14 protein-coding genes and 1 tRNA gene are annotated in these 11,823 nt (G+C 64.0%); 3 read left to right on the top strand and 12 right to left on the bottom strand.

Annotated features, from left to right (window positions below; genetic code table 11):
* Positions 1-4 precede the first annotated feature (4 nt).
* From NKH03_RS22125 to NKH03_RS22115, 3 genes are all read right to left on the bottom strand, one after another.
* A complete protein-coding gene (locus NKH03_RS22125; RefSeq protein ID WP_352870295.1) occupies positions 5-631 on the bottom strand; it encodes a CDGSH iron-sulfur domain-containing protein in 627 nt (208 codons plus the stop codon).
* A gap of 165 nt (positions 632-796) precedes the next feature.
* Positions 797-1,168: a hypothetical protein gene (locus NKH03_RS22120; protein ID WP_352870296.1), complete on the bottom strand. Its 372-nt coding sequence runs from the start codon at positions 1,166-1,168 to the stop codon at positions 797-799.
* 124 nt (positions 1,169-1,292) lie between these two features.
* Positions 1,293-1,646, bottom strand: coding sequence for a hypothetical protein (locus NKH03_RS22115; protein ID WP_352870297.1), 354 nt, complete (start codon positions 1,644-1,646; stop codon positions 1,293-1,295).
* Positions 1,647-1,815: 169 nt separating this feature from the next.
* On the opposite strand from NKH03_RS22115, the gene NKH03_RS22110 reads away from it, so the two are divergent.
* Together NKH03_RS22110 and NKH03_RS22105 are read left to right on the top strand one after the other, a co-directional pair.
* Positions 1,816-1,995 carry a hypothetical protein gene (locus tag NKH03_RS22110; RefSeq protein WP_352970548.1) on the top strand — a complete coding sequence of 60 codons (180 nt, stop codon included), beginning with the start codon at positions 1,816-1,818 and terminating at the stop codon, positions 1,993-1,995.
* Between the two features lie 73 nt (positions 1,996-2,068).
* Positions 2,069-2,449 (top strand): YkvA family protein, encoded by a 381-nt coding sequence (locus NKH03_RS22105; protein ID WP_352880331.1) that lies wholly within the window; start codon positions 2,069-2,071, stop codon positions 2,447-2,449.
* Between the two features lie 68 nt (positions 2,450-2,517).
* Here the strand turns inward: NKH03_RS22105 and NKH03_RS22100 are convergent, their stop codons facing one another.
* On the bottom strand, positions 2,518-3,060 hold the full coding sequence (locus NKH03_RS22100; protein ID WP_352970530.1) for a phosphatase PAP2 family protein: 543 nt from the start codon (positions 3,058-3,060) through the stop codon (positions 2,518-2,520).
* Positions 3,061-3,098: 38 nt separating this feature from the next.
* Here NKH03_RS22100 and NKH03_RS22095 point away from each other — a divergent pair, with 38 nt between their 5' ends.
* Positions 3,099-3,581: a DUF2127 domain-containing protein gene (locus NKH03_RS22095; protein WP_352970528.1), complete on the top strand. Its 483-nt coding sequence runs from the start codon at positions 3,099-3,101 to the stop codon at positions 3,579-3,581.
* Positions 3,582-3,615: 34 nt separating this feature from the next.
* Here the strand turns inward: NKH03_RS22095 and NKH03_RS22090 are convergent, their stop codons facing one another.
* From NKH03_RS22090 to mepA, 8 genes are all read right to left on the bottom strand, one after another.
* A complete protein-coding gene (locus NKH03_RS22090; RefSeq protein WP_352870301.1) occupies positions 3,616-3,924 on the bottom strand; it encodes a UBP-type zinc finger domain-containing protein in 309 nt (102 codons plus the stop codon).
* 86 nt (positions 3,925-4,010) lie between these two features.
* Positions 4,011-5,696, bottom strand: a complete 1,686-nt coding sequence (locus tag NKH03_RS22085) for an FAD-dependent oxidoreductase (RefSeq protein ID WP_352970525.1) — start codon at positions 5,694-5,696, stop codon at positions 4,011-4,013.
* A gap of 148 nt (positions 5,697-5,844) precedes the next feature.
* A tRNA-Leu gene (locus NKH03_RS22080) sits at positions 5,845-5,929 on the bottom strand.
* A gap of 85 nt (positions 5,930-6,014) precedes the next feature.
* Positions 6,015-6,635 (bottom strand): 2,3-bisphosphoglycerate-dependent phosphoglycerate mutase, encoded by a 621-nt coding sequence (locus tag NKH03_RS22075; RefSeq protein WP_023762619.1) that lies wholly within the window; start codon positions 6,633-6,635, stop codon positions 6,015-6,017.
* Between the two features lie 48 nt (positions 6,636-6,683).
* Positions 6,684-7,526 (bottom strand): 4-hydroxy-tetrahydrodipicolinate reductase, encoded by an 843-nt coding sequence (gene dapB, locus NKH03_RS22070; protein WP_352970523.1) that lies wholly within the window; start codon positions 7,524-7,526, stop codon positions 6,684-6,686.
* Positions 7,523-9,394, bottom strand: a complete 1,872-nt coding sequence (locus NKH03_RS22065; RefSeq protein ID WP_352880341.1) for an ABC transporter ATP-binding protein — start codon at positions 9,392-9,394, stop codon at positions 7,523-7,525. The genes dapB and NKH03_RS22065 overlap by 4 nt, the downstream gene beginning before the upstream one ends.
* Positions 9,395-9,472: 78 nt before the next feature.
* Positions 9,473-10,513 carry a glucokinase gene (locus tag NKH03_RS22060; RefSeq protein ID WP_352880342.1) on the bottom strand — a complete coding sequence of 347 codons (1,041 nt, stop codon included), beginning with the start codon at positions 10,511-10,513 and terminating at the stop codon, positions 9,473-9,475.
* Positions 10,514-10,708: 195 nt separating this feature from the next.
* Positions 10,709-11,797 (bottom strand): penicillin-insensitive murein endopeptidase, encoded by a 1,089-nt coding sequence (gene mepA / locus NKH03_RS22055; protein WP_352970521.1) that lies wholly within the window; start codon positions 11,795-11,797, stop codon positions 10,709-10,711.
* Positions 11,798-11,823: the final 26 nt, after the last annotated feature.

The following is an 11,823-nucleotide window of genomic DNA, read 5'->3' as shown; positions in this document are numbered from 1 at the left end:
CTGGCTACCCGACAAACCCCACCTTCTTGTGCGTACCATCGCAAAACGGCTTGTTGGCGGAATGGCCACAGCGGCAGAGGAAGGTGCGTCGGGTACGATCGACCGTGTGGCCGGTGCCGGTGACGATCTCGACATTGCCTTCGAGCTTGAGCGGGCCGTTGGTGGTCGGCGTCACCGTCAGCGGGCCGTTCCTCGCCTCGAGCGCCGGCGTGTCCTTCAGCGGCGGTTCGCCGGTGGCGGCAAAACCTGATTTGTTGTGGCTGCCGTCGCAGAACGGCTTGTTTTCGGACGCGCCGCAGCGGCACAGCGTGGCGCGGTAAAACGTTTCGCCGTCGAGCACGATCTCGGCGTGCACGGCCAGCGGTCCGTTTTCCCGCAACCGAACGGTGTTGACCACCGGCGGCTGCTCCTGCGGCCCACCATCCTTCCTGATGTAAGTGATGGCGCCCGAGGGGCAGCTTTCGGCGATGGCGACGATCTTCTCGACGCTTGCCGCCTCGGGATGAATCCACTGGCCCGGAGCGTTGGGCACGAAGACATGCGGATCGCCGAGCACACAGTTTCGCGAATGGATGCAGCGCCTGCCGGAAAACCCGACGTCGATCTTGTCGCCTTCGACCATACCGGCCATTGCCGTGCTCCTTCTGCCTGAAGCGCGTCGCGTCAACCGGCGCGGCGCGCTCTGGGTATTCGTGCAGGCTCTCTTTTGACGCAATTCTGGACGGAAAGCCGCTCCACACTTTTCCTGGAATTGGTCTATGGGTTCGGCAGGAGGACCGTCAAGCTGGCAACCCGGTCAGGGGACCAGATTGATCTCCTCGGTTTCGCCGCCGTTGCAGGTATAGCAGCAATCCTCGCATTTTTCCTTGTTGCCGGGGCCGACACCCCAATAGGTCCCCTCGTCGCCATCGACCCAGGCGCCGTAGCAGATCGATTCGCCGGCGTTGCAGGATATCGGCAGCTGCTTGGTCTCGCCGTCGTCGAGGTAGAAATCCTTGTCCTCACCCGGCCAGACATAGTCACGGTCCTGGCTGTAGAGCTCGACGCGCATGGCGTTGGGATGGCTGTTCTTGATGGCAAAGGTGACATCGTCGGCATGTGCCGCCGGCGCGAACACCATGACGAGAGAAAGCGCGACCAGCGTGCGGCGCGCATAGGTATAAAACATGGTAACCCCCTGAAGTAGCGGCCCATCCGGCCGCGAAGCAACCATCGCATGCCGCATTGAATCGCTAAAGGGATGATTGCAACAATTCCCGAACTGATTTTGGGGATATCGGCGTGCGTCTCCCCTATGGCACCAGGTCGATCGTCTCGGTCGAGTGCTCCACGCAGATAAAGCAGCAGGTGTCGCAGGGCTGGTCATTGTCCGGTCCGACGCCGGCGGAAATGCTGTCGTTGCCATCGACCCAGGCGCCGTAGCAGATGTGCTCGCCCTGATTGCACGACAGCGGCACGGATTTCTGCGAGCCGGGGTCGATCAGGAATACCTTGTCGTTGCCCGGCCAGACCGTTTCGCGTTCGCGGCTGAACAGCTCGACCGCAACCGCTTCCTTGCGCAGGTTCTTGATGAAGAAGGCCATGTCGGCGGCCTGCGCCGAGGTGGTGAAGACCAAAGCCGCAAGTGCTGTCGTACGAAAGAGCATCGCGGTCTCGATCTCCCGAATCATCCCGGCAGAATCGCATGCCTGCCCCGAACTAGGAAGGCGCGGGTCACCGAGAACTTCGCCTCAATTCCGCCCATTAACAAAGTCGTAAGGAGTTGCTTAACCGTTCGCGGCTATGTCCCGCTCCGGGGGGTCTGACAAAGTGAGCATGATGAGCGACAGCCCCGACAAGCGCAATGAATGGCGCGCGATTTTTTATGTGCAAGCCCGCGTTGCCATCCTGTTTGTCCCGGTCGTTGCCAGCCTGCTGATCATCGCGGCACTTGCCGGCAACGAACGCAAATCCGTTCCCGACATTGACCGGACCGTCACGGGCTCCGTACGATAAAACGGCCCGATAGCCGGCAGTGACCAGTTGATCGAGCTATCAGCGCATTGTCGTTTAGCGCTAAGGTCATCCAATGGCTGCGTCATTGAACCAGTGGGCGCGAACGATCAAGCGCGACGTGCATGCGCTCTACCTTGCCGCGCGTGATCCCCGAACGCCGTGGTACGCCAAGGCGCTTGCCGTGTGTGTCGCAGGTTACGCCTTGTCTCCAATCGACCTGATCCCCGATTTCATCCCGGTGATTGGCTACCTCGACGACGCGATCCTGGTCCCCTTGGGTATCCTTGCGGTCGTCAAGATGATACCGCCCGAGGTGATGGCGGAACACCGGGAGGCCGCCGCCCTTGCCGCTGACCGGCCGGTGAGCCGTATCGCGGCGGTGATCATCGCTTGCATCTGGGTCGCTTCGGCCGCGCTGGCGGGATGGCTGGGGTATCGATACTTCGCTGGCTGATTTTGAAGTCGCGTCCGGTGCGGAACAGCTCGATTGCGTTCCCGAACGCGCCTTCGAGCAGCGCCGAGCTAAAGAATTTTGGTCACCAGATTGTCGAGCCGGGAGTTCTCGCGGAAAGCCAGTCGCACCACGATGGCACCCAGGACGCCAGTGATGGCCCCACCGATAACGTCGGTCAGGTAATGCGTCCCGATGTAGATTCTCGACCAGCAGATCAGGAATGCCATCATGAGAAGCGCAATCGTCCGGCGCGGGATACCTTGCATCGCAAAAGCCGCAACAATCGCGACGGTGGCTGTCGCATGATCGGAAGGAAATGACCAGTCGGCGCTGGGCGCGATCAACAGATGCGTCACGCCAGCATCATAGGGCCGTATCCGATGGACGAACAGAAGAATGAACTGATTGACCGCAAGACCGAGCAGGAACGCCAGACCGGCCGACACGGCCGCGTGACGAACATGGTAACGGTCAACCTTCGCCCACCATTGCAGGACCACAGCCACCACCATGAGGGGAACGCCGATTTGTGAGACGCCGATCATTGCTTTATCAAGAAAAGGGCTGATCCCGGCCTCGGCGTTTATCCAGTGCGTTAATGCTGCATCCATTTGGCGTCAGTTTCCGTAGTTGATCGTGAGGTGGATTTTTGAAACCCGTCGATGAACACCGCATCCATCAGATTTTCGAAGTCAGCGTATGGCTCAAGGGCGCGCATGCCCTGATCGAATGCATCGGCGGGATCCTGCTTTATATTGTCACCACCGATGCCATTGCCTCCTGGGTCAATGCTTTCACCGCAGAGGAGTTGATCGAGGATCCGAACGATTTCATAGCTGGCTATCTGTCGCAGATGGCAAGCCATTTTTCGATCGCCAGCAAGGAGTTTTATGCCTTCTACCTGCTCAGCCACGGCCTGATAAAGCTGGCCTTGGTTGCCGGGCTCTTGAGAGGCAAGCTCTGGTCGTACCCGGCATCGCTCGCGGCATTGGGCTTATTCATGGTCTATCAAGTCTACCGCTACTCATACACCCATTCGGCCGGCCTGCTCGTCCTGACCGTCTTCGATGCGGTCGTCATGGTGCGGATCTGGCACGAGTGGAAGGTCGTGCGACGACATAAGCCAGCGTGACAGCTGAACTACCGGCCACGTCCCTGGCGCTGCCTCAATAAAAGCGCGGGATTGGGCCGTTCTGTGGCGTGGTTCGATCGCCGAGGTCGAGAAAGACCTCGTCGATGTAGCACCATCCCCAGCCTTCCGGCGGGTCGTAGCCCTCGATGATCGGATGGCGTGTCGCGTGGAAATGCTTGGTGGCGTGGCGGTTGGGCGAGTCGTCGCAGCAGCCGACATGGCCGCAGGTGCGGCAGAGCCGCAGGTGCACCCATTCCGACCCGCTCTTCAGGCATTCCTCGCAGCCGAGCGCGCTCGGCGTTACGTCCCTGATCTCCGCCGCGTGTCTGCATTCATCCGCCATCACACTCTCCCGATCCGTTCAGGCTCGAACTATTCCTTTTGCGCAATTCCCGGGACAAGGCGCCATGCGCTTCCCCGGGAAAGCCGCTACACCCTTTTCCTGGAATTGCTCTCGGCGGCGTGACTGCCGTCTTGCGCAAGATATGCATGCAAGGCCGCGACCACCTGGGCGCCTTCGCCGACGGCCGCCGCGACGCGTTTGACCGAGCCGGCGCGAACGTCGCCGATGGCGAACACACCGCTGCGGCTCGTCTCCATTTGCGCCGATCCCAAATCCGATCCTGTGCGGACGAACCCCTTGGCGTCCAGCGCCACGTTGCAGTTCGCCAGCCAGTCCGTGTTCGGGTCGGCGCCGATGAACAGGAAGAGATGGCGGATCGGGCGCATCGTCTCCTCGCCGCTGGCGCGGTTGCGCCAGCGCACCGTGCTAAGATTGCCCTCCTCGCCTTCCAGGGCTTCGACCTCGGTCCCGGTCAGCACCTCGATGTTCGGCTGCGCCCTGATGCGCTCGACCAGATAGCGTGACATGCTGGCATCGAGGCTGTCGCCGCGCGCCAGCAGTGCCACTTTCCGCGCATGGCTGGCCAGGTAGACCGCCGCCTGTCCGGCCGAATTGCCGGCGCCGACCAGCGCTACTTCCTGCCCCGCGCAAAGCCGGCCTTCGATGGGCGACGCCCAATAATGCACGCACGTTCCCTCGAACCGAGCCAGATTGGCGACATCGAGGCGGCGATAGCGCGCGCCGCTGGCTATCACCACGCTGCGCGTGCGCACGGTTTCGCCGTCGCCGACATCAAGCGTGTAGCGGGCATTGCCGGTGGCGGCACTCAATAGCTTCACCTCGTCCGGAATCACCATTTCGACGCCGAATTTCTGCGCCTGGTTGTAGGCGCGCGCCATCAGCGCCATGCCAGAAATGCCGGTGGGGAAACCGAGATAGTTCTCGATGCGCGAGGAGGCACCGGCCTGTCCACCGAAGGCACGGCAATCGAGCACGATCGTCGACAGCCCTTCTGACGCCGCATAGACCGCGGCCGCCAGCCCCGCCGGACCGGCGCCGACAATGGCGACGTCGTATAATTTGTCGGCATCGATCGGCCGCAGCAGGCCGATGCAGCGGGCGAGGTCCTTTTCGCCGGGATTGAGCAGCAGCCTGCCGTTCGGGCACAGAACGATCGGCAGATGGTGAGGGTCGACCTCGAAGCGCTCGACCAGGGTTCTGGCGCAAGGATCGCTGTCGGAATCCAGCACGCGGTGCGGCTGGCCGCTGCGGGCCAGGAAGCCCTGCAGCCGCAAGACGTCGGCATTGGCGACAGGTCCGATGATGATCGGCCCACTGGTGGCGCTTTCCAAAAGCCCGACACGGCGCAGGATCAGCGCCCGCATGATGCGCTCACCGAGATTGGCCTCCTGCACCATCAGTTCGCGCAGCCTCTGCGAGGGGATGACGAACGCCTCCACCGGTTCGGCGGCCTCGGCATTGACCAGCGACGGACGCGCCGAAAGCTGGGCCAGCTCGCCGACGAAACTGCCCGCACCATGCGTGACGATCGTCTCGCGCCGGCCGAGCCCACCATCCTGGGTGATGTCCACCTTACCGGAAAGGACCACGATCAGGCCGGGCGCCACATCGCCGGCTTTAACGATGGGTTCGCCGGCGGCATAGGTGCTGGCCTCGCCGAACCGGCGCATGCGATCGATGTCCGCCTCGGCCAGAGTGGGGAAGGCTTGATCGCGACGAGCGCCGAAGATCGGGTTGGTGGATTGCGACATGGCTTCGAGCGTATCGAAGCGGCCGCGGAGTTTGAAGCGGTTTGTTAGGGGACTGGCCGGAAGGGGAGGTTGGCGGCAAAGAAAAAGCCCGGACGAACCGGGCTTTTCTCGGAGTTTCTGAACCGTCGAATGGTTCGAAACGGGAATTTGGTGCCCAGAAGAGGACTCGAACCTCCACTCCTTGCGGAACACGGACCTGAACCGTGCGCGTCTACCAATTCCGCCATCTGGGCTGGTGCGGGCTCATGTAAGCGGGCAAGCGATGTGTGTCAACGCGCTTTTTTCAAAGCCGTTTGCTGCTTGCCGGCTCAAGGACCGTCAGCCCTCCAGCACTTCCTTCGAAGCCACGGTCGAATCGGCGTTGAGCTGGTAGATGACCGGCACGCCGGTGCCGAGTTCCAGCTTGACGATCTCCTCCCCCGACTTGCCGTCCAGCGCCATGATCAGGGCGCGCAGCGAGTTGCCGTGGGCGGCGACCAGCACGGTGCCGCCGCGCAGCACATGCGGCTGCAGATCGTGCAGGTAATAGGGCCAGACGCGGGCGCCGGTGTCCTTCAGGCTTTCGCCGGCGGGCGGCGCCACGTCATAGGAACGGCGCCAGACATGCACCTGCTCCTCGCCCCATTTCTTGCGGGCGTCGTCCTTGTTGAGGCCGGAAAGATCGCCATAATCGCGCTCGTTCAATGCCTGGTCGCGGATGGTTTTCAGATCGCTTTGGCCGACCGCGTCGAGAACGTGCTGGCAGGTTTTTTGCGCCCGGATCAGCGCCGAGGTGAAGGCGATGTCGAACTTCAGGCCGCGCGCCTTGAGTTTCTGGCCGGCGGCCTTGGCCTCGGCGTGGCCCTGCTCGGTCAGGTCGACATCGCGCCAGCCGGTGAACAGGTTCTTCAGATTCCATTCGCTCTGGCCGTGGCGCACGAGCACGAGGGTTCTCGACATATTTTCTCCCTTCACGTTGGCAGATTGGCAAGTTGGCGGATTGGCCGCTCAGCTGAGGCCGAGCACGTCCCGCATCGAATACAGTCCCGGTTTGCGGCCACGCGCCCACAGGGCGGCCTTGACGGCGCCGCGGGCGAAGATGGCGCGGTCCTCGGCATGGTGAGCCAGCGTGATGCGCTCGCCGGTGCCGGCCAGCAGCACGCTGTGATCGCCGACCACCGAGCCGCCGCGCAGCGTGGCAAAGCCGATCGAGCCCGTCTTGCGCACGCCGGTATGCCCATCGCGGACGCGCACATCATTGCCGGCCAACGCGATGCCACGCCCGGCGGCAGCGGCCTCGCCGAGCAGAAGTGCGGTGCCCGACGGCGCGTCCACCTTGTGCTTGTGGTGCATTTCGAGGACCTCGATGTCGAAATCGTCTGCATCGAGCGCGCGCGCCGCCTGTTCGACCAGCACCGCCAGAAGATTGACGCCAAGGCTCATATTGCCCGACTTGACGATCGTCGCATGACGCGCCGCCGCGGCGATCTTGGCGTTGTCGTCGGCCGTGCATCCGGTTGTGCCGATGACATGGACGATATGCGCCTGCGCCGCGTAGCCGGCGAACTCGACTGATGAGGCCGGGGTGGTGAAATCGAGCACGCCATCGGCCTTGGCGAAGACCGGCAGCGGGTCATCGCCGATCGCCACATCGATGCGGCCGACGCCGGCGAGTTCGCCTGCGTCCTTGCCCAGATGGGGCGAACCCGCACGCTCGACCGCGCCGATGACGCGAGCACCCGGGATGGTGTGGATGGCACGGATCAGCGTCTGGCCCATGCGGCCGGCGGCGCCGACCACCACCAGGCCCATATCGCTTGCGATCCTGTCGGTTGCGGGCGTCTCGCTCATGTCGTGCTCCCGGCGATGCTTTGCGTCTGGATGTTGCGAATTGGGCCTTGGGCCGAAGTCTGGATCGGAGCGCTGTCGTCGACAAGCCCCAGGCCCTTGACGCCCTGGATGCGGTGGAAACGCGCATAGACGCTGTGCGGATCGGCCATCAGCGAGGCATGCGTGCCCTCTTCGACCAGCCTGCCCTGTTCCATTACGATGATGTGGTCGGCGTTGACCACCGTCGACAGCCGGTGCGCGATGACGATGGTGGTGCGGCCTTCCATGACCTTTGTGAGCGCCTGCTGGACGCGGGCTTCGGCCTCGTTGTCGAGCGCCGATGTCGCCTCGTCGAGCAACAGGATCGGTGCCTGCCGCACGATGGCGCGCGCAATCGACACGCGCTGGCGCTGGCCGCCCGACAGCGTCACGCCGTTTTCGCCGACCGGCGTGTCATAGCCCTGCGGCTGCTGGCGGATGAAATCGTCGGCCGCGGCCTGCCTTGCGGCCTGCTCGATCTCGGCATCGGTGGCGCTCAGCCGGCCGTAGCGGATGTTGTCGCGGATGGTGCCTTCGAACAGATAGGGCTGCTGCGAGACATAGGCGATGGAGCCGCGCAGCGACTGCTTTGTGACCTTCGAGATGTCCTGGCCGTCGATCTCGATTCTGCCCGCGTCGACGTCATAGAAGCGCTGCAGCAGCGCCACCAATGTCGTCTTGCCGGCGCCCGAGGCGCCGACGATGGCCGTCACCTTGCCGGCGGCGGCGACGAAGCTCAGATCGTGCAGGACCGGCGCCTCCTCGACATAGCGGAAGGAGACCTTGTCGAAGCGCACTTCGCCAGAGGTGAATTTCGCCTCGGCGGCGCCAGCAGCGTCACTTTGCTGCGGCTCGATGTCGAGAAGCTCATAGATCATGCGCGCATTGACCAGCGCGCGTTCCATGCCGACCTGCATGCGCGCCAGCCGGCGGGCCGGATCATAGGCGAGCGTCAGCGCCGTGATGAAAGAAAACACCGCGCCCGGCGGCTGGCCGAGGACGGTGGCCCGATAACCGGAATAGGCGATGACGCTGGCGAAAGCGATGCCGGCCAGCAGCTCGGAAACCGGCGTCAGCCGCTCGGAGACGCGGGCGATCTTGTTCGAGCGCTGTTCCGCATCCTCGGCAAGCTTGCTGATCCTGCGCGACAGCTCGTCTTCCATGGTGAAGGCCTTGACGATGGCGATGCCTTGTGTGGCCTCCTGCATGGCGCCGATCAGCCGCGAGTTGATCTGCACCGATTCGCGCGTGATGCGGCGCACCCGGCGCATCAGGTAGGTGACGGTCCAGATCAGCGGCGGCCCGATCAGCAGCGAGCTCAGCGAAAGTATCGGATCCTGGTAGATCATGACGCCGACCAGGCCGATCAGCGAGACGGCGTCGCGCGCCGTCGAGGTCACCGTCATCGACAACAGGTCGCGAATGCCGTTGACGTTCTCGTTGACCTGCGCGGCCAGCCGCCCGGACCTTGTGTCGTTGAAGAAGGAGACGCCGAGCTTCATCAGATGGTTGAAGATGCGCTGCTGGTAGCGCGCCACCAGATTGTTGCCGATCCTGGCCATCGTCACCGCCTGGCCGTAGCCGGCAAGGCCGCGCAGGATGAAAGCGCCGAGCAGTGCCGCGCAGATCCATGGGATCAGGTCGCCGCGCCGTTCATAGAATATCTGGTTCACGACAGGGCTCATGATCCAGGCTGCAAGCGCCGTCGTCGCCGACACGGTCAGCAGGCAGAGGATCGTGAAGATGTACGCGCCTCGATATTCGCGGCCGTTTTCCTGGAGGATGCGGCGGATGACCGCCACGATCTCGCCCGCACGGGGTTTCGACAGGTTGGGGGGCTGAAATGTCAAATCGGAGCGCTTCGTAGGTTTCCGCTTCCCGCGGCCGGGCAATTCGGCACCCCTCTTAACGCCAAGGAGCCGGCTTGCCTATGCCTTGGGATGACTAACTTCGTCGCGCCAGCGCCGGCCCTCTGTCTGGACGCCGAACAGCGAGGGGTTCCTGGCGTAGGCGGCAAGGCCCAGGAGTGCGGCCAGCGGGTGGGTGATGACATAGACCGGCATGGTCCGCATCAGCGCGCTGTGCGGCGCCTTGTCCTCGAAGGCGGCGCGGAAATTGCCGGCTTTCAGCGCCGGCACGATCTTTTGCGCGATGCCGCCGGTGAGGAACACGCCGCCACGGCTCATGAACACCAGAGCGAGGTCGCCGGCGGTGCGCCCGAGGCAGGTGACGAAGGTCTCCAGCGCTTCCTCCGCGACCGCATCGGCTTTCGCCAGTGCGGCGGCGGTGACCTCGGCCGGCGTGGTGAAGGGCGACGGCTTGCCATCCGCCTTGGCCACCGCCCGGTAGACGTTGACCAGACCGCGCCCGCACAGGATCTGCTCGCCCGAAATGCGACCCTCGAGCTTCTCGATATGCGGGAAGACCTCGAAATCGCGGGCCGAGCGCGGGCCGATGTCCATATGGCCGCCCTCGCCGGGCACTGGAATCCAGTGGCGCAGCGCATGGACCAGCCCGGCGACGCCGAGCCCGGTTCCCGGACCGAGCACGACGCGGCCGGCATTGGGCTCCGGCGTGCCGCCGCCGATCTTTTCCATGTGCTCCTCGCCGAGCGCGACGACGGCCAGCGCCTGCGCTTCGAAATCGTTGAGCACGACGATGTCGCTCAGGCCGAGGCTGGCGAACATTTTTCTCGGCTTGACGATCCACGGGCAGTTGGTGAGCTCGATCTCGTCGCCGTCGACCGGGCCGGCCACAGCCAGCACCGCCGAATTGGGACGCACCGACGAGCGGTCGAGCACGGCCGCCTGGATCGCCTCGTCGATGGTGTTGTAATTGGCGGTCTGGACGATGGTCGGCTCGCCGGCCTCGGAATTGGCGTCGAGCACGATCGAAAAGCGCGCATTGGTCCCGCCAATGTCGCCGATCAGGATCGGAAACCGCAACAAAGTATCGTCGTCACCTGCCATGCTTTTGTCCGTCTCGTTCCTGGCAGCCTCTCACCGCCTCGTCGTTGACTAGCGCATGACCTTGCAAAGGGAAAGCCGCTTCGGCGTCGGGCCAGGGCTTACCCGTCCAGCGTTGGCGCTGCCCCTCACCTGCCTGCCAGCTTCGGCAAACAATTTGTCTCCAGCACAAGTTGGAGCTCGAGCGCGCCCTGACGGTCAGTTTCCAGGCGGCCGTGGCCGCGGCAGCGGGATGCCGATCTCGGGGGTCGCGGTGAAGGCGTTCAGCGAGCTTGGTAATCCGGCCGCGGCCGGGGTGGCGGGCAGCGACGGCGCTTCGGGTTCGGACGCGGCCACCGCAACCGGCACGGCGCCGCCATGGTAGGTCGCGGCCTCGGCGGAGGCCGGCCCCGGCGCGTCGAGCACGGCGCGGCATTCCTGGGGCAGGTTTGCCATCGTCATCAGGTCGCGTGCCTTCGGCGCATCCGGGTTCTTGTTGGGGCGCCATGGCTCCTCGGTAAACCACCAGGCCAGCGGCTTGCCGCAGCCATCATCGTCCGGCGTCGCTTCCTGCGCCTTGCAGCCGGGCGAACCCGGCTGGCAGCCGAGGCGCATGTGGAAATGATAGTCGTGACCCCAGAACGGCCTGATCTTGCGCAGCCATGAGCGGTCGCCCTTGACGGTGTCGCAGAGCTTTTTCTTGATGCCCGGGTTGACCAGGATGCGCTCGACTTGGCTGTAGCTCGCCGCCCGCTTCAGAAGCCTTGTATGCGCGGGCGTCCACAGCGCGTCCTTCACCAGATGGGTCTTCTCGTCGACCATCAAGGTGGCGCTCATCGATTCGCGCTGCGCCATCGACAGCGGATGGCTGGGCATCGGCGTCAGCCAGATGTCGGCGTCGAGCCCTATCTGGTGCGAGGCATGCCCGGTCATCATCGGGCCGCCGCGCGGCTGCGAAATGTCGCCGATCAGCAAGCCGGGCCAACCATCGACCGCTGCGTCGCGCGACAATTTCTCGATCACCGCGATCATCGCCGGATGGCCCCAGCGGCGGTTGCGTGACGGCCGCATCAGCTCCCAGGTAGGACCGTACATGGGAATGGCGACGCCGCCGGCGAAGCAGCCCTTGGAATAGAAGCCGATCGACTGCGCGGCGGCCGCCGCCGGCAGCTTCTTGGCGCCGAACAGGTCTTTTGCCCGTTCCTCGGCCGCTGCCGGCTGCGACGCGAGCCCGAGCACTGCAAACAGGCCGAGCGCGGCTGCCAGCAGTGGTTTTTTGCTTAGAAATGGCCGCATCGCTGTTTTCATGAAACCGGTTTCCCACCGCAATCCCG

Origin of the sequence: Mesorhizobium sp. M1406, from assembly GCF_040317555.1 — a bacterium.
Lineage (GTDB): Bacteria > Pseudomonadota > Alphaproteobacteria > Rhizobiales > Rhizobiaceae > Mesorhizobium.
The sequence above is the reverse complement of the archived record's forward strand: the minus strand, read 5'-3'. Positions and strand labels throughout refer to the sequence as shown.